Origin of the sequence: Paraferrimonas sp. SM1919, from assembly GCF_010993985.1 — a bacterium.
Taxonomy (GTDB): domain Bacteria; phylum Pseudomonadota; class Gammaproteobacteria; order Enterobacterales; family Shewanellaceae; genus SM1919.
This window is the reverse complement of record NZ_WINH01000008.1, coordinates 18,582-39,071: the sequence shown is the minus strand read 5'-3', so window position 1 is coordinate 39,071 and position 20,490 is coordinate 18,582. Positions and strand designations below refer to the sequence as shown.

Here is a 20,490-nt window from a genome sequence, read left to right as displayed (position 1 = left end):
AAAAACCGTTTTTAGGACGAATGCAGCCATAAACCTAAATACATTGTTCGAACCTTTTACGGAAAATAAGGAAAAAACAATGAAAGTGTTAAGCAAAACCTTAATCATCATATTTACTACAGTATCCTTCCACTTTAGTGCCCTAGCCGAAACCCGAATGGCCACTGCTGATGGGCTGGAATACATGAAATCCACTGAAGCGGTCGCAGTAGTTGAATCATTTCAATTTATACGCTTTAGCAATAAATTAGCGCCATTGACTAAAGGCTTACTGATCCAACCTGGGGGAGAAGTTGATCCACGCGCTTATGCGGGTATTGCACAAATGGTGGCAACCACGGGCTACCCTGTGGTTATCGATAAAACCCCAAGTGAATTAGTAATAGCCGGTGTCATGCCTAACATGATCCCTGCCCTACAAGCGGCTAACCCTGATATTACCGATTGGGTGATAGCCGGCCACTCATTAGGTGGAGTTATCGCCAGCCAATACATAGCTGAAAACCCACAGGATATTTCAATTTCAGGTTTAGCGTTATGGGCGTCTTTCCCAAATCCTGAACTGCCTATTCCCTACCGTACTGACTTAAAAGTGGTGTCTATTTATGGTGAAAATGATTGTTTAGTACCACCAGCGGATGTCCTAAGTCTTGCTTGGACCTTGCCAGTTAATACCGTCTTCGTACAAGTTGATGGTGGCAACCATGCTCAATTTGGTGATTATGGCTCTCAAGATGGTGATTGTGCAGCCACGATTTCTGGTACGGTGCAAAAACTGCAAGTTACTGCCCATACCATTGAACATACATTGTTATAAATTACTAGGCATACCACTATAGAGTCGATAGACTGCGCTCAATGATATTTACGAGCACATACTATGGCTATCGACTCCCGCCCCCTTAAAATCAGCCTCAATATCTCAGATATGGACAGGCACTATTACCAATCCCATAATTTTACCCTGGCCATGCATCCGTCTGAAACTGAGCTTCGGGTAATGGCCAAATTAATCGTGTTTGCCTTAAATGCCGATGAAAACCTAAAGCCAAGTAAAGGTTTGTGTGACGCCGACAGTCCAGATTTAATTAGTGAAGATTACTCAGGGGTGATCAACCATTGGTTATCCCTAGGGCAACTCGACCCTAAATGGCTAAAAAAAGCCTCCAGCAAAAGTGAAGCAGTGTCTCTTTATGCCTATGGCGGCAATAGCGTGAAACCTTGGTGGGACAAGTACCAAAAAGACTTTGCCAGTTTATCTAAAGTCAGCGTTTGGCAACTTGATGAAACCGAGTTAACCGCCACCCTACCCATGTTCGCCAAAGCGATTGATTTACAACTGAGCATTATGGATGGCGAAGTACATATCAACAGTGAAGAACATCACGCTGTGGTTAAGCCTATTAGGCTTAAGTAGCACGGCTAAAGCCTACTGCACGCTGTGCTACTGGACGTCACTACGTGACTACAGGACAGCCTTCGGCTTACTGCGACCGAATGTAACTTCAAGCAGTAGCAACGTAGTTGCGTGCTGTAGGGTGCAGCCCGTCCAGTTAGCTGTGGGCTAATTAACTTTAAAAGGAAAATTAGCGTTGCCTACTTTGCCTTTACCGTCGCTGGCGTAGCTAAATAAGCGGTATTCTCCTGCAGTTGCTGGGGCGGTAAATTGCATATTAATTTGTTGAACTTGCCCCCACAGTGGGTGGTTAATGCTTGCTACCTTGATTGAAGTTGGGGCTAACGGCATATTATTGGGGCGCTGTTCAAAGGCACCACCATCACTTTTCTCAACCACTTCATCAAGTAATTCCCAAAGTAAATCTAAGCCATCGTTATCGGGCTCTTTAACTAACACCTCAACCGTTAAAGCCTGTTCAGGCTGAACTTTTAATGAAGCCTGGGCCGCTTGATTGTTGATTTTAATACTCAGGGTTTGCGGTGCCCTATTTTGTGGGTATTGCCCAGTCCAATAGTGAGTCATGGTATCCACCCTGGCATTGGCCTGACCATCGGCATTAAACATGCCATACCAAGTAGGGGTGCGTTCCTGCTTTTGCCCCCATAAAAAAGCAAAATGACCAATGTTATTGCCGCTGCTATCGTCTGTAATACCCGTTTGTATTCGCTTAGCTAATGTTTGCGCTTTTATGCCGCTTGGCTCTTCAATTTCACGCCCCCAGCTGGTTGCAGGCATCTCCCAATGACCTAAAGGTCCAAACTCTGTCACCATAAAGGGTTTGCCTAATTCCATCGCCGCCATGGTTGGGCCAATATTGGCCAAATCGCCATAAACTTGTACCGAAACAAAATCCACCTGCGGGGTATATTTAAGTGCCGTTTTAATATGGCTCTCTATCGCTCCGGCAAAGCTATAGGTCACTAACTTATTAGGATCGTGCTCATGAATAAAGTCGATAATATCTGATATCGCCATATACACTTTCGGGTTTACCTCGGCCAAACCGCCCTGCTCATCAAACAATAAATTAGGCTCGTTGGCGACAATCCAGCCAAGTATTTGCGGGTGGTTTTGGTAAGCCAGCACTTGCTGCTTTACCCTGGCAAACTGCGCCGCTACCGCTTGTTCATCATTGTAATCAAAGCCATGCAGTTGCTTTTGTACATCAATCCCCATCAACACCATTAAATTATGCTGCTTGGCTTGCTCTAATAAGGCATCGGCATTATGGGTAGACCAAGTACGAATAGTATTGCCGCCTGCTTGTGCAAGGGCAGCAAAGTTAGAACCTTGGTCATAGCTTAGCCCTGCCCCCTTTAAATCGTAAGCTTCGCCATCTTTTTGCAGTTGGTAGCCTGAATCTAATCGAACAATAGAGTATTGGTGATTCACCTCAATTTGAGAACAAGCCAGTACCCACAGGCTTAACAGTGTTACTAAAATCCATTTAATTTTCATTCGACTTCTCCCTCATTCTCATACAGTAAAATATTTTGCCAATGCTTAACTTCAGACTTTAGTTTGAATCACTCACACCCAAGTATTAAAAACCCTTGTCAAAGTATGAATTAAAACCTGCAGCCAACAATTTTTTCACTGTTTATGCCAAAGTAATTGAGTAATCACTCAGTTCACAGGCAAGAAATGGAATTCCTTAACCGTTTTAAATCTCAAATTATCAGCATATTGTTTTTTTCGGTAGCAATAAATCTGTTTTATTTTGTGATCCCCCTTTATACCCTGCAAGCGTTTGACAGAGTACTCATGTCAGAAAGTATCGATACTCTGATTTGGCTCACTATCATTGCCGCTGGGTTATTATTAATACAAGCCATTCTTGAGTGGGTAAGAAACCAGCTGTTGCATACACAATCAATTGCCATAGAAAATCAATATAAAGCGATTGCATTCAAAAACAGTTTTCATCATAACGCAATAAATCAAACGCAACTTAAAGATGTTGACATTGTTAAGCAATCTATAGCGGCAAGCGGGGCAATAACATTTTTTGATGCGCCCTACGCGCCAATTTTTTTATTAGGGCTGTTCCTTCTCCACCCAACCCTAGGTTTTTTTACCCTGTTTGGTTTGCTTTTGCTGAGCGCTATTATGCTGGTGAGCAATTACTTTCAACAACGTTCAGCTGCTAAAGTACAAAAGACCAATGATGCACTTGCCATTATTGACAATGACTGGTTAGCAAAAACAGAGCTGGTCAGTGCTTTAGGAATGGGCGCTAACCTTACCAAGCAATCAGAACGTAACAGCAAATTAAATCAGCAAGCCACCGCCCTCAACGGCGCCAGTAAACGCAGTAGCCAAGCAGTTACCAAGGCTTGCAGATTATTTTTACAACTAGGTCTGCTGTTTATTGCGGTACAGCTTATCCTGCAAAATCAAATAAGCGCTGGAGTACTCATTGCGGCATCGATGTTAATGGCCCGAGTGCTTGCCCCTGTCGAGCAGGCCATCAATAACTTTGGTTCATGGAAAGTCGCTTTTCGAGCCTATAAAAGACTGCAGGCAATGGTACAGTGCGACCAAGAAGCAGAGACGATCAAAGAACAAGCTAAGGGCAATTACAAACTCGACGAGGTGCAAATCAATAAACCCGGTCAAGATGCCCCGCTCGTTATTAAGAAGTCTTCAGCACAAATACCTGCAGGGTCATGTACCGCAATTATTGGACCAACTGGTTCCGGGAAAACGTTACTTTTAAAAACGTTACTAGGGTTACACCCTGCCCACGATGGCCATGTCTACCTAGAAGGCTTGAACATTAATCGCTGGGGAACGGAGCAATTAAGCGGTCACATCGGCTATGTGCCACAACATTGCCGATTGTTTTCCGGAACCATTGCCCAAAACATTGCTCGGTTTGAACAAGAACTCAGCCCGGTAGCAATCATTAATGCAGCCAAACTTGCTGGCGCTCACGAGATGATTTTAGCACTTGAACATGGCTATCAAACCGTCGTTGGCGATGTCGGGGTGGCTTTATCCCAAGGCCAAGTTAAGAAAATCGGCTTAGCGATGGCACTGTATAACCGACCATCAATTATGATCCTAGATGAGCCTGATTGCTGCCTTGATCACCAAGGTCTCACACAATTAGGTTCCTTAATTAAAGAAAATAACCAATCTGGGATCACCACCATCATGGTGACTTCACGGCCATCATTGCTGCAACTTTCACAGCAGTGTCTGGTGATCAAAGGGCGTCAAATTCACACCCAACAATCTAATCAAATTTTTGACTTAAATGCCCATAGAAACAATAAAGTGGTGAAATAAAATGGCCCCAAATACTCCATTAGCAAACACAGCAACCTCACTCAATAGTCAAAGACTATTATCCATTGGCTGGATGGTATTTGCATTTGGTTTTATCGGTCTATTACTGTGGAGTAGCTTAGCGCCGTTGTCGTCAGCTTCGATTGCCTCTGGCAGGCTAATTACTGAAGTTGAAACCCAAGCTATTCAACATCACAGTGGTGGGGTTATCAAGGAGATCTGGATTAAAGAGGGGCAGCACGTAGATGCAGGCGAGCCTTTACTGAGCTTATCAGACCCTATTCTTGAAGGACAATTATTGCAATACAGCAGCAGAACCTTTCAATTAAAAACCATAATAAAAAGACTAGATGCTCAGAATTCGGGCAAGGATTTTAGCTGCCCCAATTTTTCCGCTTTATCACCGGAACAAAAACTGTTTTGCCAAGAACAGCAATTACTACTGCAGCAAAAACTCGCAGGCTATCAACAAACATTGCACATGTTTGAGCAACAAATCGCGCAAATCAATAACGACAAAAACAGCGCTCAATCTTGGTTAGATAATTACCAGCAAGCCTTAGTGATTTTGGATGAAGAAATCCTAGCCAATGAAGAATTACTCGAAAAAGGCTATGTGTCAAAACTCAGTTATCTTCAGTTAAAGCGACAAAGAACAAATCTGGTAGCGCAAATCTCAGAGCAACAACAAAAAATTCAAAAAAGCCAAAATAAAAATAATGAGCTCCAAGCAAAAATTAACTCTCATATCTCACAATTCAATCAACAAACTGCGGAACAAAAACAGGAATTAAGCAAAGAACTGAGTGCCGTTAATGAACAATTAATCACAATAAAGGCCCTAAATGAACGAATTATTATTCGCTCCCCAACCAAAGGCAATATTTTAAATTTACAACATCACACCCAAGGTGGCGTGATCGGTGCGGGGGACACGATTGCCGAAGTCGTTCCTGAAGACTCTCGCATTATTGCCCAGGTCATGATTAACCCAAAAGATATCGAATCGGTTCATGCGGGCTTAATTGCCAAGGTGCGATTGTTGTCCTATAGCTTTCGCGAGGCGCAGGCCATTGATGGTGAGTTAATTCATATCTCAGCGGACAGCATCTTAGATCAAAGCAGCGGCCGTCACTTCTACCAAGGCAAAATTATCCTCGCACCGAATAACGCTAACTTAGCTGAAGTAGCTTTAAAACCTGGCATGCCAGTGCAAACCCAAATCATTTTAAAACCAAGAAGTTTACTCGATTACCTTATTTCGCCACTTAGTAGCAGTTTGGAACGCGGCCTAAGGGAAAGTTGACTCAACTCTATTCAAGGAGAATATTATGACAGACCATTTAGGCACTGGAGACAACTACCATGACGCGTCCTCCTCGAGCAGTGACGACCATATTATGGGGCAAAAAGGGGATGACACGATTATTGGTGGTAGCGGTAATGACATTCTAGAGGGTAACCAAGGTGATGATACCCTAATAGGGGGGCAAGGTGATGACACTCTATTTGGGGGGGTGGGTAATGACACTCTAACCGGTGGAGAGGGTGATGATAATTTTGCCATGCGTATCACCTATGGTGGCAACAACACCATTACAGATTTTGAACTAGGCAGCGATACCCTGTCTTTCTTTTTAGATCGAAAGCATTTTATTTTAGAAAATGATCTCACCAAAAACGACAATCATGAACAAAGGGTTGATGATAAGTTAGACGCAAAAGTCGATAAACTTGATTACCGCTTTTTTGAACAGAATGACTTATTTTCTGGAGGCTCTGGTCTAGAAAAAGCCCAAGCCTTTGTCGATAAAGCCCTGAATGAAGAATTAACCCTTAGTACTAATGGCAGTGATTTGGTGGTGACTTTTTTCGCTGATGAAGGGAATAGGGGCACCACCATTACCTTACAAGGGCTGGCCGATAATGTTCATATTAATCGCATCCTCCAAGGCCCTGATGATGCCGCAACCCAAAACGCCAGCATAATGGAAATGCTAATGACAGGTAAGATCATTGGTACCAGCGCCGCAGATGAGATCACCGGCAGTGACGGCGATGACCATATTGAAGGACGTGGCGGCGATGATCACTTTAAGGGCTATGGTGACAAGTCCTTAGGGAATGACATTTTAGATGGTGGTGAAGGCTTCGATACGGCAAATTATTGGTATCAGCCTGGGCATATACATGCCAGCGTTGATGGTGACGGTAACATTGTTGTAGAACAAGTGCTTAGCTCAAGAAGCCACAGTGATACTGATATCGCTGACTACAGCGATACCTTAATAAGTGTTGAAAAAATTGTCGGAACTCGAGGCGATGATCAATATGATTTCAGTAACTTAGGAGACATGGGGAACGGCCTAGGTATCACCATTACTGATAATTCCGAGCAAGCCAGTGATGACTTCGCCATTGGTAGTGACTTTAACGACAACATCAACCTATTGCACGGTAATGACATTATTTACGGTGGCAAAGGCGACGATACCTTAAGAGTCACCACAGGCAATAATGAAATTTATGGTGAAGAAGGTAACGATACCATCAACGGTGGTAATCATAGCGATTACCTAGATGGTGGTGATGGTGATGATTATATCGTTGGCGGCAATTACTACGGTAATGGCTCTGAAGAAGTGGATGACACCCTAATGGGTGGGGCGGGTAATGATACCTTAAGGGGCGGCGGCGGTAACGACGTTTTAGAAGGTGGTTCAGGCTCTGACACCATTTTAGCGGGCAGTGGTAACGATAAAATTAAAGGCGACCAATACGCCCCTGCCCATCTGCCGGTGTATATGGAAAGTGACAGCATTGACGGTGGCGACGGCATTGACGAGCTTTGGTACAACGACACCTATAAAAATGTGGATGCACTTAATATTTATGCGGTTAATGGCAGCACCTTTAAAGTAGAAGGCGTACAAAATGGCCAAGTGAGTGCCACCGATACCGTTAAAAATGTTGAAATTATATACGGCACTAGGGGTGACGATGTTGCTGATTTCACAGGGCTCAGTTATGGCATTAGTTACCATGACAAATGGACAGGTGCAGGTAATGATAATATTACCGGCACTGCTCACAACGACTTTATTGATGTGATGTGGGGAGATGACATTGTTGATGGTGGCAATGGTGATGATGTCATTAAATCTGCTGGGGGCAGTAACACCCTAGACGGCGGTGAAGGTAATGACACTATCACCGGTGGTAACCATGACGATACCCTGATTGGTGGTGAAGGCGATGACACCCTAAATGGCGGTCGTTACCAGGGTAGTGATACCCTGCAAGGGGGTGCAGGTAATGATATCCTAAAAGGTGGTGAGGGTGATGACACGCTAGATGGCGGCGCCGATAACGATATCCTTTATGCGGGTAAAGGTAATGACGCCCTTGATGGTGGCAGCGGCGATGATGTCGCCATATTTAGCGGCTCGATATTAGATTATAACTTCCAAACCTACTCAGGTATTAGAGTAACCGATACCGTGTCAGGCCGTGATGGCCAAGATATGCTCAACAACATAGAAAGGGTCTCTTTCAATGAAGGTGAGTATGTGATGAAGCGCGGCCATAATGCCGGTGACAATATGTTTGCTGCAGATGGCGTTGATACGTTATTAATTGGTATGCATGGCCATGATACTTTAACCGGTGGCACTGGTAATGATGTATTAATGGGCGATAATGGCTATCACTTCACTTACCAAGGTGGTAATGACATTTTAGATGGCGGCGCCGGCAGTGACATCATGATTGCGGGTGCGGGTGACGATATGATTTTTGCCGATGCCCAGGCACCAGCGCATCTCGCTATCGCTATGGAAAGCGATGAAATTTATGGTGGTAATGGTATTGATACCCTCAAATACAATGAGACTTATAGCAATGCTGATCATCTTCAAGTGGAAGTCGTTGATGCCAATACCTTTACCGTTAAAGGTATCAACAATGGTGGTTCTACCGTAGCAACAGATACCGTAGAAAATGTCGAAATCCTCTACGGCACTCGGGGCGATGATATCATTGACTTTAGTGGCTTAGGCTTTGGTATGGAGTACCATGATCGTAATACTGGCAGCAGTGCCGATACGGTGACTGGCACAGACTTCGATGACAGTATCCACCTATCTACCGGTGATGATACCTTCATTGGCGGCAAAGGTAATGACTTCATCGATGGTGGCAATGGCACTGATACGCTCATTTATGATACGGGAACAGTGCTAGAAATCGCCGTTCATGGAGCCGCTTATAAGCAGGAGTATATTATCCATAAAGACACGGATGGTGATGGTGTTGCTGACTCGTACGATATTGTCAAGAATATCGATCTAATTAAGATAGGGGATGACGATGCTATCGGCTTTGCTGTGCAAACGTTCGATGACGTAAGCCCAGTATAAATCGGTGAGTATAATAAAACCCGGAATATTCGTTATTCCGGGTTTGTTATCACTATAAGTAATTCTTATAATTTTATACCTAATCTTTTTTGGACCGCTTCTTTGCCAAAAGACTCAACCCAATAGCTTAATAAAACTGGATTATTAAGACCTTCCTGTTCATCTTTTAAACTCCAAGCCCCTTTCCAGACACCATCAGAAATAAGGTGAGTAAGCGCCGCATTAATTGCACTATCTACACATATGCTAACCGGTTCATTGGTGGTATAGCCCATTTCAGATTCAAGTAATTCTTTAGCCGCAATAAATTTAAATACCCCGGCACTGATCTCTTTAGAAAGAATGGACTTTGTTGTTGTTACACTGCTAAGTACCCTACCCGTACGAATGTCCACTGCACGCAAATTTACGGTAACACTGTCTTTTCTAAATTGACTGTTTGCACCAATACCGAGATATCTCGCGCCAAGACCACCGGTAATAGTATTAGTATCATAGGCAATGATACCGCCTTCAAAGAGGATTTGAGCAGGGCTTAATTCAGAAAGCTTAGCCCCTTTTCCCTGTAGGCCTGCTCGAATTATTTTCCTTTCTGTAAGCAGATTCTGCAACCCTTCCCTTTCCACAGGGGTGAACCAAGCAGAATCAACTAAGGCTTGCGATAACATTGAAGCGCCACTTTGTGGTACCGCCGTTGAAAAGTTACTTGATGGCAGCCCTTTATACTGGCCAGTCTGATCCCGAAAGTCATACACCGCAGCCAAAATTGCACCTTGGGGACTCGGTAATGAGATTAATTGCTTATGCGCTTCACCCTTAGGCATTAGTGAGGATATTTCCATCGGAATATCATTTGATGAGCAAGCTGTCACTCCTATCAAGCAACAGCTCATTATTAATCGCATAATCATTAACTACCTCCATCCGTTGGATGTTGCCCCACTTCCAATACTGTCGTTTCCCCAGTGGTTAAGTCTGTAATGTGCACCACAAGCATACCATCATGATTTACGACATTAATTTCAAAATCTTGGGTCTTTAAATAACCTTCCTGGCCATTAATTGCATCATTGAACAATTGACTCATTAATCTTGATTCTAACGAAGTAGACATCCTTTCAAGCGCGCTAGGTGGTTCATAACTACTGCCCGAATTATGATTATTTTGAGCAGAGGCATTAGACAGCAAATAACTACCATTAAGATAATTGCCACCAAAAGCGGGGTTTACTGGTGTATAAATTAACTGAGTAGCAACACTACTAAAGTTGCAAAATAGTAAGACTAAAATAGTGATCTTTTTCATGTCTATCCTTGTTAAATTTCATCACGACCCAAATCAGGCTCCAATAGATGCTGCCATTGCGATTGTTTATTTTGGCTTTGCAAAAAGTCAAAAACAGCCCCAGCAACTTGTTTTGCTTTATGGTCAATATTTTTACTTGCGGGTGAAACTTGAGTTCGAAAAATGATTTTTCTGTTGTTGAGTATCTCAATAAAGCTTCCACTACTTGCGGTAGGGCGCTCTCGTACACTTATACCTTGATGCTTTATTGAACCTAATGCTTGAAACTCCAAGCTAAATTTTCTGTAAAACGACTGACCTAAACGTGTCATCGTTTGATTAATAATTAATTGAGAAATTAGCTGATCTTCTGGGTGGGCATTAACTTTTTCTGCGCCACATAAAAGCATGACCATCATTAAGATTTTCAATGATTTCATGCACTTTGCTCTTGGTTATATAAGTGACCTTGGGCCCAAACAATTGCTTGAGAGCGAGTAGAGACACCTATTTTTTTGAAAATCCTATATAGATGTGTTTTAACCGTACTTTCGCTAACAAACAGTGACTCAGATATTTCTAAATTCGAGCTCCCCTTGATTAACGAGTCGAGCACTTGCTTTTCTCTTTTTGTGAGTTTTTCTTGAGTTAACTCTATATCCATATTGTTATCGATTTCATAACAAAGAGAACGTTTCAAAATCTTTGTCATGTCAGCGAGTGTTTGGTCAAGATAAAGAGTTTCTGCGTCAGCAAAGGTTTTATGACGTAGCTCATTTCTAGCAACATTAATAAATATTAATTTAGGTGAAAAATCCAACACCTCCTTAACTTTTACGAGGAGCTCTATAGTGCTAGCGTCAATGGCATTCATATCAAGCAAAATAATGTGCTTCTGAGAAAAAAGCCTTACTGCCAATAAACTTTGGTCATCAATCAATTCCAAATCAATTGATAAGCACCCCATTAAAAAACCTCTCAATGAATCATATAATACTTTTGTCTTACAAAAAATTAATACTGGTGTCATCACTCACATCCCTTTAAATTTTCAAAATTTTCACGGATGAAAACCCCACATCCTTGAGAATTAATTTGCACCATTAAATTTATTACATAAAACAAATTTAACTTCATACTTAATATTGAATATTCTAAAAATAAAAACATACTTTAGTGCCATTACTCAACAAAAAGAATGAAAAACTCGCTACCACCTCATACTTTTTAATCATTTTACAAATTATATACTTTTGAATGACGCACTTAACTTATAAATACAATATAAATATATTCAAGTCCAAAAACGAAACCAGAAAAAATAAAGACATCGAGAACCGAGTGAAAGTAACAGTAATCAAAATCTATTCAGCCATCATCTTGCTGCAATCTAACACATTGACCGCAAATACTGTTCAGCCTGAAGCAGATATCATCACAAATAAAATAGAGCAAGTTAGGATTATTCCTGGCTTCAATTATTATGGCTACGGCATTGATGATTATGGCGACAATTTCAGTCCAATTAGTCAACATAATTGGGATGGTTCTGTATCAATTATCCAAGAACAAGTAATTAATCACAAACAGCTACAACAAACGAATGATGTCCTTTTTTTAACATCAAACCAAAGTACTAGCGATAATTATATCTCAGTTAGCCAAAGTGGTTCGAACTTATTTACTAAAATAGCTCAACATAAAACGATTAATAGCTTTATTTCTGCAGAACAAATAGGTAGAAACATCCAAGCAAATGTATATCAACAAGGCAATGATAATGTTGCCAACATTGAACAGGTTGGCAATGATTTAAGTGTATACATTTCACAAGTTGGTGACGGCAACACGGCGATAACCTACCAGAATGGTAACTTTCATGAAGCCAGCATCCTCCAAATTGGCTCCAATAACACTGCTTCAATTACGCAAATAGGCTTAGCTTCACATGAAGCTCAAATCACCCAAGAAGGGAATCTCCATAATGCCACAATATATCAAATTGGAGACATACCACTGTCACCGGTATTTGTTCATCAAACTGGTGAATCGATGCAAGCAGTTGTGATTAGATTTAACAGCATCAGCCTCTGTAATGGATGTTAACGTCTCAATGTTCAATAACACCTGCTCGATATTAGTCTTCAGTCAATCCAAGATCCTGCTACAACTGATACATAACAGCATCAAAACTCTATTAAACAAAACCTCGGTAGGTTTTAATAGTCTATACACATTGCCTTTTGATGATTTAGAAACGGCTTCAGCCATCATTATAGATGCCCAAACCATTTCAAGAGCGGATATACATTTATCCAACGAATTGATTAACCGATTAAAGCCAAACTGTCTTTCTGTCATAATCAATGCAGACTCAACAAAGGGACTTGAAAATACATTAGGAAGAAAAGTTATTTTAAAACAAAATGAAAGTGAAACAGCGATTTTAACTATCCTTGCCGAAAAAGTCATACAACCAAACAAAAACAGCGACCTGAAAAATTTGACTCAATGCGAAATTGAAACACTTAAACTTATAAGCCTTGGGTCAACCAATAAGGAAATAGCAATGAAAAAAGGGATCACAGAATCAACCGTTAAAAGTCACCTGTACAAATGTTACAAAAAAATAAAAGTAAAAAACCGTAACCAAGCATCATTGTGGTATAGAAAAAATAAAACAACAGAATGATTTAAAGCTAAAAAGTAAAACTCAAGTATTAAATTATGATTTAAAGTATAGAAAAAATCATTTAAGCAGGTAAGTTTAATAATGCTTATTATGCGGCAGCAATTACCTACAATACATTCAAATAAGGAATATTTATGAAATACCTTACCACTAGCCTATCGGTTATCGCTTTAACCATATCAAGTTCTGTTATTGCTAATACGACTAATGTAAATCAATCAGGGACTGATAACGATATAACCATCACCCAAGCTGCAGGTTCTGCTACTGCAACCGTTACTCAAGAAAGTCAAACCACATTAACTGAAGCTGTCGTCACTCAATCAGGTTACGGAAAGACAACGATATTGCAGCATGGCAACTTAACTAACTCTTTAGCAACTGTCGATCAAACTAATGGCGGCAATATATATATTCGCCAAGTAACTGGTTCAGGCCATGTCGCTAATGTTACCCAAACCAACATTAACTCTGCCAACATTGAGCAAACTTCTAACCCCGGTCATGGCGATAACTATGCTCAAATCATCCAAGAAGGTACCGGCGATTGGAACTCATTAAAACAGCAAGGTATGAACAACTCAGCAACCCATACAGCTCTAGCAAGCAGTACTGGTAATGAAGTTGCAACTCGACAAACTGGCATGGTTTCTGGCAACACTATTAATGTTACCACCGCTGGTAACGGTGGCGATCAATACAATACGGATACACAGTACTGGGTCTGGAATCTTAATGCCTACGTTCAACAAGACTCTAATGACAACCTTGCAGACATTTTTATGGACGATACCTCTGATGATTCACGAGTCGTGGTCTTACAGGCCGGCGATGGTATGCACAGTGCTGACGTTGACCTGGGCGGCACACATAACCTAGTCAGCCTTGAACAATCTGGATATTTAAATACTGCAGCAATTAATATGTCAGGAGCTGATAACATTATAAGTGTGAATCAAGCTGGCCTTAATGCCGTGGCTAATGTCACAGTTAGCGGTGTATTTAATAACACAACTATTGTGCAAAATTAATCATAGATAATCTAAAAGCTACTCTATAGTAGCTTTTAGATTACTTAATAGTATAGGTCTGTAATTTTGAGTTCAGAGTTGCTTGTAGTTCATTTCTCGAGTTCAGTTCTAATTTAGCTAAAATGTTTGAAACATGACTTTTAACTGTATGCACACTAATATGAAGATCGTTAGCTATAGCAGAGTTGTTCTTTCCTAAATACATCTGCTTAACTAACTGCAACTCCCTTGGGGTAAGCTCAAATTGCTGCAAAAGTGCTTCCATGGTTACGTCATTTGGTGCTGTGTTATTTTGGAATTGGCTTAGTACATGTGAAATCAGTTGACGCGAGAACCAATATTCTTTTTTGTTTAAACAACGAATTACTTTGGGATATAAATCAAGTGCAATCCCCTTTTCTACCACCCCAACAAAACCTGCTGATAAGCTGCGTAACTCTTCAAAAAAATCCACCTTTTCTGTAACCTTTAGGTTGTGGCAGGGCAATGATCTGAGAAGATCGCCTGGATGGTCTTTATAAACTGTAGAGTCGTAAATCAAAAGGTCCCCCTCTCTCAACTCCCATTTAAAGGTCACCCCTACACTAGAAAATATTTTTATATTGTAATTTCTAAAGGCCAGCTGTAGCTGCGCTTTCAATCCCCCAGAAAAATCATCATCAGTACTGACTATATATAGCTTCATACCTACTTTCCTCCCCTAGGGCATATCATTAATTTATGTCTCTTAATCATGAAGATACACTAAATTTATTTATTTTATTCGTTCAAGTAAAGGTCCTTTCCATTTATAATTTAGCTTTTATCAAATTGGATCATACTTTAGAATGAAGATTCTAAATTTTTGCAACCAATAATCACCCAAACCAGTAATAACAGATAACTCAAAACGAGTGAGTACTTACATTTTGTTACATTTTGTTTGATTTTCTAAAATCCGAAATTTTTATTGATTATGTTTCCATTCTGACTGATTGGATGCATAAAAGCATAATTTACTAACCACCGTTTATATTCCGTCATAAGCATTTCGGCTCAATTGATAACATTGCTACTTTAGTCAGTATTTGAAGCCCAGGGGTAATCAAGTTCAGCTCAGTCAAAATGTAAAGGTTGAGGTCTCGCTTGCCTATGCAAACTCACTCAAGCCAACTTCTGTCAAAATATCATTCGCAAAAACTACAGTAACCCTAGGAATATAAAACGGTAACTACAAACGATTTCATATGCCAGGATAACAAAGTCTATAAACCAAAGCATCTGGTATTACCAGTTAAATTGGGGTAAGTTTGATATATAAAAACATTCTTTAGTCGAACGATAATGCCACATTTAATCCAGCGCCATGGCCTCCCTAAATTTGGCCACTTTGATGATTTTGTCAGCGAGATAAATTTATCCGAAGCTCAGCTATTTAATACTATGGATAAGCCCTGTGGATCACTCAAAAAGCAAATAGCATTCAAACAGTTTCAGTTTGTTTGCATAAAATTAGATTCAGGCATTCTTGGTGTTGCCATTGCTAATATTGGCTTTCTTAGTAAAGGCTTTTGCTACTTCTACGACAGTCAAACTAACGAGTTATTGGAGCAGGAATTCATTAAGCCCTTTGGCAAGCGCCAAACCAGCCCAAGCAACAGCACTAACGCTATTGCTGGTATTCAAATCGATATTAGTCATGGCAAATGGACCATTAAACTGAACTTAAAGCACATTCAGGCCCAAATTGAATTAATAGCAGATAACACTAACATTCCTATGGTGCTATGCAGCCCAACCGGTTATAACGGTTGGACTTACACCCAAAAGCAGCATTTATTAAAACCAGTAGGACAGCTCAGTATTAATGGGCAGCCACAGTCCCTTGAACATGCCCTAGCCAGCACCGACTTTTCTAGCGGCTTTATGCGAAGGGAAACCAGTTGGCGCTGGGCCAGTTTAAATATAAAAACCAAACAAGCAGCCATTGGCTTTAACTTGGCTGCCGGAGTAAATGAGACCGGCTATACCGAGAATGCCCTTTGGATAAACGGTAATAAACATTTATTAGCAGGGGTGCAGTTCGAGTTTGATAGACATGATACGACTAAGTGTTGGCGTATCACCACAGCAAATAAGCAGATAGATTTAACCTTTACCCCCAGTAATCATCGTAAAGATAAATTAAACCTAATTGTTTTAAAAAGTAATTTTAGACAGTTTATGGGGCATTTTAGCGGCACAGTGACCGATAACGACGGCAATAGCTACCAAATTGAGCAAGCCCTTGGATTAACCGAAGATCATTATGCGAAGTGGTAAACGACGAAATCTTTTTTAGCACGGCTAAAGCCTACTGCTGACAGGACGCCACAAAGTGGCTACTGGCCGTAAACTTCGTTTCCTACTGCTTCTTTAGCTGTAAGCCGAAGGCTGTGCTGTAGTCACGTAGTGATGTCCAGTAGCGCAGCGTGCAGTAGGCCAGCGGCCGTGCTATCTGTAAGGAAAAATAAATGGAATTATTAGAACTATTATTACAACAGCCAGATTTATTATTAACGATAATGGCGCCGCTATTTGGGTTATTTATGCTATTTGAGTATCTGTTTTTTGAACGACGTGGCAAGCTCCCCGCTAATGGCAAGTATCGCTTAGTGGAAGTGATTTGCAATGCCACCTTAGGCTTGATGCATCAGGTAAGTGATGTGCTATTTGGCTTACTTATTATTAGCGTATATCAATGGCTATTTGATTGGCGCTTATTTGATATTGAAATGACTATTGGCAGCTTTTTAGTACTCATGCTCCTGCAAGACTTTTTGTATTACTGGTTCCACCGTGCCAGTCATAACATTCGCTGGATGTGGGCCGCCCATGTGGCTCACCACAGCTCAGAGAATATGAACTTTTCCACGGCCCTAAGGCAAAGTTTTATGTACCCGATTGCTGGTATGTGGTTGTTTTGGTTGCCGCTAACCATTCTTGGTTTTCCACCCCAGTGGGTGATTTTAGTCGTGCTGATTAACCTAGCGTTACAGTTTTTTGTGCATACTCAAATCATCAAAACATTAGGGCCACTAGAACTAATCTTTAATACGCCATCGCACCATAGGGTGCATCACGGGGTCAACCCTCAGTACATAGATAAAAATTATGCCGGAGTATTAATAATCTGGGATAAGTTATTTGGCAGTTTTGAACCGGAAAAGGAAACCGTACGCTACGGTATCCCTAAACCTATTAACAGCTTTAATCCAGTAAAAGTGACCATTTATGAATGGCAGCAAATGCTTAAGGAAGCGGCAAATAGCAACAACAAGCTCGCTGTGCTATTTGGCCGCCCTAAAAAGCGCGATTAAGCGACAGTCACTTTTTCAATCACAACAGGTACCACAGGCACATCGTCATGCCCCTCGCGAGAACCCGTAGGGGACTTTTCAATTTCGGTGACGACGTCCATGCCTGCAACCACTTTGCCAAACACACAGTAGCCCCAACCGGCATTAGTAGTGGCGGTGTGATCTAAAAATTTATTATCCGCGGTATTAATAAAGAACTGAGAGCTAGCAGAATGCGGCGCGTCGGTTCTGGCCATGGCAATGGTGCCTATTTGGTTGCTGCCACCACGGTTGGCCTCATTGGCAATAGGATCGTGCTCTGGCTTTTCTTTTAAAAGCACATCCAACCCACCACCTTGCACCATAAAGCCCTTAATGGTGCGATGGAAAATCGTGCCCTCATAAAAACCTTCATTACAGTAGCGTAAAAAGTTTTTCGCGGTAACAGGGGTGTTTTCCATATCTAGTTCAATAACAATATCGCCTAAATTGGTGCTTAAAGTGATCATAAGGTTCTCGATTTACGTTTATGAAAGTAGCCCTACCCACAACAGAGTAAATTGATATCAATGCTAAACACTGCTAGTTTCAAGGTATTGCATAAAAATTAAGGATAGCAAAATGAACAAGCTTTTTGCCGTAATAATGCTATTGCTGATCGCCAGTTGCACTAGCCTTGGCCAGTATAACCTAAATACCAATAAACAAGATCTTGTCATAGAAGGCTATGATGTAGTCAACTACTTTACCGAAGGCTCAGCCGCTAAAGGCTCGGCGCAGTTTAGCTATAACTACCAGGGCAGTGTTTGGCACTTCAAAAACCAACAACACTTAGATGCCTTTAAAAATACCCCCGAGAAATACATTCCCCAATATGGAGGCTATTGCGCCTACGCTATGAGTGCAAACCGGGTGGTGGATATCGACCCACAAGCTTGGAGTATTCATGAAGATAAACTTTACCTCAATTATTCAAAATCTGTACGCTGGTGGTGGTTAAAAGACAAACAAGATTTCATCATATCTGCAGACAAGTACTGGCAGCAAAAAGTAACTAATAACGAGCTGCCGCAAAACTAATGAGCCAGTGTTTTCCCAATAAACAGCTCGCCATACGGGATCCCCAACAGCAACATTCGCTGGTGCCCCAATGGTTAGCCCATTATCAACAGCAGCCCATATTATTTAACGCCCAACAGCAAACTGCATTGGCTGCGCTACTGCCATTATTACTTTGCGGAGAAGAGTCTGCGCAGATGATCTTTGATAAGCAAAGCCAAATTACCGACAGCGCCGCCAACCAACAGTTGTTGTCAGACTTAAATCTAACGGTAACCGAAGAACTGTTGCACGAACAAGCACTAGCGTTAGTATTGTCACATGTAGGCAAACATGAGATCACCAATAAAGCCAGAAGCGCAGCTAAGCGCTTTTATATTACTCTGGCCAAAACAAATACCACCGCCGAACACTTTATCCGAATTGCCACCCTAGATACCTGCGTAACGCAAATTCTGCTCAGCCTATCCAATTGCAACTTAGGCGCTAATCATCCACTGGTCGATTTATGTAAAAAAATCGCCAAAGACGAAGCCAAACATGTTTATATCGCCAAGCATTATGCCATGACACTAGGAGCAAACTTTAAACAGTTCGAAAGTGATAAATTATTGACGGTCTCAAAACTAATGACACTGTTACGCCAATTTGAACCGCAATTCTCCCAGTTAGCTATTTGCCTAGACAACTTAGAAGGTAAATTCATCAACAAATGCAAACTCGATATATAAAACAGACTTTTAGCCTGTTAGGCTGTGGCGCAGCCCTACCGCAGACGACATACAGCAATCAACAATTATTAGCAATATTGCTATCGAAAAGCGGGCCCAGAAAAAGGTTGCTCGCGGCTAAGTTGGGTCATTTAATTGGTGTACAAAAGCGCCACTTAAGCAGGAATTTCAACCAAAACTTAGGTACGCCTTCCCCGACCGCCATTGAACTAGGTCAACGAGCCATCAACCAAGCTTTAGCTTCAGCTAAACTCAACATAAACCACTGTCAGTACTTACTTACCCATACCTGCACCCCCCACACCCAAGTGCCCCCCAATGCTTCTTGGTTGGCGGATGAATTACAATTCACAGGCCCCTATTTAGAATTAAGGCAAGCCTGCACCGGTTTTGCTAATGCCCTGCAGATTGCAGCAGGCATGCTGCCTACTAATACATCGAGCCATGGTAGAAGTGCATCAAAAACAACATCCAGTATTAACTTTGAGAGTGCAGAACAAGCCCCTGTTGTTATTTGCGGTATGGAAACTGGTTCCGTGTATTTTGACTTTGATGATGAGTTTATTGACCTGTCTCAATTGCTTAACTACATGCAAATGGGTGATGGTGCAGGCGCTGTAATACTTGCCAATAGTGGTCATCCGCAAGCCATCGGTGAGATATCTCACGGCTACTTTGGCCATATTGGTATCGGTAAACAACCGGGATTTTACCTAGATGGTGGCTCTGCCAAAGTTAAAAACAAGGAAATACCCAAATTTCACCATGATGTTAAGGGCGTCCGTCAGAACGGTGAAATGCTGATAAAGCACTCTTTAGAGCAAGTTTTGCACAATCAATTTAGCATTGATGACTTTGATTTTATTCTGCCTCATCAAGCCAACGGCCATATTGATGAAATTTTTGCTAAACAATTAGGCATTGACAAAAAAAAAGTGATAAATCATGCCAAAGAACTCGGAAACTTAGGTAGTGCTGCCATATGGGTTAGCCTAAATAAGTTGATCCGCAGTGGTAAGCTAGCAACTGGAAGTAGAGTTTTAGTGGTCGGTGCTGAGGCGACTAAGTACCTATATGGTGGGTTTGTATATACCCATACATAATCATTAGGCCACGGCGTTATCGAAGTTAAGTCGTTGCTGTTGGTCGCCGAATCAAAAGGCGTCTTAGCCAATTATAAGTTTTACAAAATGTGAAATAAAAA

20 protein-coding genes are annotated in these 20,490 nt (G+C 41.4%); 13 read left to right on the top strand and 7 right to left on the bottom strand.

Annotated elements, in window-relative coordinates; translation table 11 throughout:
- Positions 1-79 precede the first annotated feature (79 nt).
- Both GFB48_RS06465 and GFB48_RS06460 read left to right on the top strand, forming a co-directional pair.
- Positions 80-817, top strand: a complete 738-nt coding sequence (locus tag GFB48_RS06465) for an alpha/beta hydrolase (RefSeq protein WP_163932861.1) — start codon at positions 80-82, stop codon at positions 815-817.
- 63 nt (positions 818-880) lie between these two features.
- The gene (locus tag GFB48_RS06460; protein ID WP_163932858.1) at positions 881-1,417 is read left to right on the top strand and encodes a YaeQ family protein; all 537 of its coding nucleotides are present in this window, start codon (positions 881-883) and stop codon (positions 1,415-1,417) included.
- A 147-nt stretch (positions 1,418-1,564) separates the two neighbouring features.
- On the opposite strand, the gene GFB48_RS06455 is transcribed toward GFB48_RS06460, so the two are convergent.
- Complete coding sequence (locus GFB48_RS06455; RefSeq protein ID WP_163932855.1) at positions 1,565-2,917, bottom strand: glycoside hydrolase family 2 TIM barrel-domain containing protein; 1,353 nt, start codon at positions 2,915-2,917, stop codon at positions 1,565-1,567.
- 186 nt (positions 2,918-3,103) lie between these two features.
- On the opposite strand from GFB48_RS06455, the gene GFB48_RS06450 reads away from it, so the two are divergent.
- From GFB48_RS06450 to GFB48_RS06440, 3 genes are read left to right on the top strand one after another with little or no spacing between them, the layout of a single operon-like run.
- Complete coding sequence (locus tag GFB48_RS06450) at positions 3,104-4,753, top strand: ATP-binding cassette domain-containing protein (RefSeq protein ID WP_163932852.1); 1,650 nt, start codon at positions 3,104-3,106, stop codon at positions 4,751-4,753.
- 1 nt (position 4,754) lies between these two features.
- Complete coding sequence (locus GFB48_RS06445; protein WP_163932849.1) at positions 4,755-6,059, top strand: HlyD family type I secretion periplasmic adaptor subunit; 1,305 nt, start codon at positions 4,755-4,757, stop codon at positions 6,057-6,059.
- 25 nt (positions 6,060-6,084) lie between these two features.
- On the top strand, positions 6,085-9,171 hold the full coding sequence (locus GFB48_RS06440) for a hypothetical protein (protein WP_163932847.1): 3,087 nt from the start codon (positions 6,085-6,087) through the stop codon (positions 9,169-9,171).
- A 65-nt stretch (positions 9,172-9,236) separates the two neighbouring features.
- Here the strand turns inward: GFB48_RS06440 and GFB48_RS06435 are convergent, their stop codons facing one another.
- The 4 genes from GFB48_RS06435 to GFB48_RS06420 form a co-directional block, all read right to left on the bottom strand.
- Complete coding sequence (locus tag GFB48_RS06435) at positions 9,237-10,013, bottom strand: CsgG/HfaB family protein (protein WP_368669046.1); 777 nt, start codon at positions 10,011-10,013, stop codon at positions 9,237-9,239.
- Positions 10,014-10,081: 68 nt separating this feature from the next.
- Positions 10,082-10,477 carry a curli assembly protein CsgF gene (locus GFB48_RS06430; RefSeq protein ID WP_163932844.1) on the bottom strand — a complete coding sequence of 132 codons (396 nt, stop codon included), beginning with the start codon at positions 10,475-10,477 and terminating at the stop codon, positions 10,082-10,084.
- Between the two features lie 11 nt (positions 10,478-10,488).
- Positions 10,489-10,896 (bottom strand): CsgE family curli-type amyloid fiber assembly protein, encoded by a 408-nt coding sequence (locus tag GFB48_RS06425; protein WP_163932841.1) that lies wholly within the window; start codon positions 10,894-10,896, stop codon positions 10,489-10,491.
- Positions 10,893-11,489 (bottom strand): response regulator transcription factor, encoded by a 597-nt coding sequence (locus GFB48_RS06420; protein ID WP_368669045.1) that lies wholly within the window; start codon positions 11,487-11,489, stop codon positions 10,893-10,895. Before GFB48_RS06420 ends, GFB48_RS06425 begins: the two co-directional genes overlap by 4 nt.
- A 308-nt stretch (positions 11,490-11,797) precedes the next feature.
- On the opposite strand from GFB48_RS06420, the gene GFB48_RS06415 reads away from it, so the two are divergent.
- The 3 genes from GFB48_RS06415 (at position 11,798) to GFB48_RS06405 (ending at position 14,179) form a co-directional block, all read left to right on the top strand.
- On the top strand, positions 11,798-12,562 hold the full coding sequence (locus GFB48_RS06415; RefSeq protein ID WP_163932838.1) for a hypothetical protein: 765 nt from the start codon (positions 11,798-11,800) through the stop codon (positions 12,560-12,562).
- Positions 12,563-12,692: 130 nt separating this feature from the next.
- Positions 12,693-13,148, top strand: coding sequence for a response regulator transcription factor (locus GFB48_RS06410; protein ID WP_163932835.1), 456 nt, complete (start codon positions 12,693-12,695; stop codon positions 13,146-13,148).
- 134 nt (positions 13,149-13,282) lie between these two features.
- Positions 13,283-14,179 carry a hypothetical protein gene (locus tag GFB48_RS06405; protein WP_163932832.1) on the top strand — a complete coding sequence of 299 codons (897 nt, stop codon included), beginning with the start codon at positions 13,283-13,285 and terminating at the stop codon, positions 14,177-14,179.
- 40 nt (positions 14,180-14,219) lie between these two features.
- Here GFB48_RS06405 and GFB48_RS06400 read toward each other — a convergent pair whose 3' ends face one another.
- Positions 14,220-14,864 carry a LuxR C-terminal-related transcriptional regulator gene (locus GFB48_RS06400; protein WP_163932829.1) on the bottom strand — a complete coding sequence of 215 codons (645 nt, stop codon included), beginning with the start codon at positions 14,862-14,864 and terminating at the stop codon, positions 14,220-14,222.
- 638 nt (positions 14,865-15,502) lie between these two features.
- Here GFB48_RS06400 and GFB48_RS06395 point away from each other — a divergent pair.
- Positions 15,503-16,480, top strand: a complete 978-nt coding sequence (locus GFB48_RS06395) for a DUF2804 domain-containing protein (protein WP_163932826.1) — start codon at positions 15,503-15,505, stop codon at positions 16,478-16,480.
- A 191-nt stretch (positions 16,481-16,671) separates the two neighbouring features.
- Positions 16,672-17,517, top strand: a complete 846-nt coding sequence (locus tag GFB48_RS06390; protein WP_163932823.1) for a sterol desaturase family protein — start codon at positions 16,672-16,674, stop codon at positions 17,515-17,517.
- Here the strand turns inward: GFB48_RS06390 and GFB48_RS06385 are convergent.
- Positions 17,514-18,005 carry a peptidylprolyl isomerase gene (locus GFB48_RS06385; protein WP_163932820.1) on the bottom strand — a complete coding sequence of 164 codons (492 nt, stop codon included), beginning with the start codon at positions 18,003-18,005 and terminating at the stop codon, positions 17,514-17,516. The two genes, GFB48_RS06390 and GFB48_RS06385, sit on opposite strands and share 4 nt — an antisense overlap.
- 112 nt (positions 18,006-18,117) lie before the next feature.
- On the opposite strand from GFB48_RS06385, the gene GFB48_RS06380 reads away from it, so the two are divergent.
- Genes GFB48_RS06380 through GFB48_RS06370 form a run of 3 tightly spaced genes read left to right on the top strand, consistent with a single transcriptional unit; the run spans position 18,118 to position 20,389 of the window.
- Positions 18,118-18,576, top strand: a complete 459-nt coding sequence (locus GFB48_RS06380) for a YHS domain-containing (seleno)protein (RefSeq protein WP_163932817.1) — start codon at positions 18,118-18,120, stop codon at positions 18,574-18,576.
- Positions 18,576-19,286: a hypothetical protein gene (locus GFB48_RS06375; protein ID WP_163932814.1), complete on the top strand. Its 711-nt coding sequence runs from the start codon at positions 18,576-18,578 to the stop codon at positions 19,284-19,286. Before GFB48_RS06380 ends, GFB48_RS06375 begins: the two co-directional genes overlap by 1 nt.
- Complete coding sequence (locus tag GFB48_RS06370; protein ID WP_163932811.1) at positions 19,268-20,389, top strand: 3-oxoacyl-ACP synthase III family protein; 1,122 nt, start codon at positions 19,268-19,270, stop codon at positions 20,387-20,389. The genes GFB48_RS06375 and GFB48_RS06370 overlap by 19 nt, the downstream gene beginning before the upstream one ends.
- Positions 20,390-20,490: the final 101 nt, after the last annotated feature.

Bases quoted from the DNA above. Each gene is read 5' to 3' on its own strand.
- GFB48_RS06465 (WP_163932861.1), top strand. From the start codon at position 80: ATGAAAGTGTTAAGCAAAACCTTAATCATCATATTTACTACAGTATCC.
- GFB48_RS06460 (WP_163932858.1), top strand. From the start codon at position 881: ATGGCTATCGACTCCCGCCCCCTTAAAATCAGCCTCAATATCTCAGAT.
- GFB48_RS06455 (WP_163932855.1), bottom strand. From the start codon at position 2,917: ATGAAAATTAAATGGATTTTAGTAACACTGTTAAGCCTGTGGGTACTG.
- GFB48_RS06450 (WP_163932852.1), top strand. From the start codon at position 3,104: ATGGAATTCCTTAACCGTTTTAAATCTCAAATTATCAGCATATTGTTT.
- GFB48_RS06445 (WP_163932849.1), top strand. From the start codon at position 4,755: ATGGCCCCAAATACTCCATTAGCAAACACAGCAACCTCACTCAATAGT.
- GFB48_RS06440 (WP_163932847.1), top strand. From the start codon at position 6,085: ATGACAGACCATTTAGGCACTGGAGACAACTACCATGACGCGTCCTCC.
- GFB48_RS06435 (WP_368669046.1), bottom strand. From the start codon at position 10,013: ATGGAAATATCCTCACTAATGCCTAAGGGTGAAGCGCATAAGCAATTA.
- GFB48_RS06430 (WP_163932844.1), bottom strand. From the start codon at position 10,477: ATGAAAAAGATCACTATTTTAGTCTTACTATTTTGCAACTTTAGTAGT.
- GFB48_RS06425 (WP_163932841.1), bottom strand. From the start codon at position 10,896: ATGAAATCATTGAAAATCTTAATGATGGTCATGCTTTTATGTGGCGCA.
- GFB48_RS06405 (WP_163932832.1), top strand. From the start codon at position 13,283: ATGAAATACCTTACCACTAGCCTATCGGTTATCGCTTTAACCATATCA.
- GFB48_RS06400 (WP_163932829.1), bottom strand. From the start codon at position 14,864: ATGAAGCTATATATAGTCAGTACTGATGATGATTTTTCTGGGGGATTG.
- GFB48_RS06395 (WP_163932826.1), top strand. From the start codon at position 15,503: ATGCCACATTTAATCCAGCGCCATGGCCTCCCTAAATTTGGCCACTTT.
- GFB48_RS06390 (WP_163932823.1), top strand. From the start codon at position 16,672: ATGGAATTATTAGAACTATTATTACAACAGCCAGATTTATTATTAACG.
- GFB48_RS06385 (WP_163932820.1), bottom strand. From the start codon at position 18,005: ATGATCACTTTAAGCACCAATTTAGGCGATATTGTTATTGAACTAGAT.
- GFB48_RS06380 (WP_163932817.1), top strand. From the start codon at position 18,118: ATGAACAAGCTTTTTGCCGTAATAATGCTATTGCTGATCGCCAGTTGC.
- GFB48_RS06375 (WP_163932814.1), top strand. From the start codon at position 18,576: ATGAGCCAGTGTTTTCCCAATAAACAGCTCGCCATACGGGATCCCCAA.
- GFB48_RS06370 (WP_163932811.1), top strand. From the start codon at position 19,268: ATGCAAACTCGATATATAAAACAGACTTTTAGCCTGTTAGGCTGTGGC.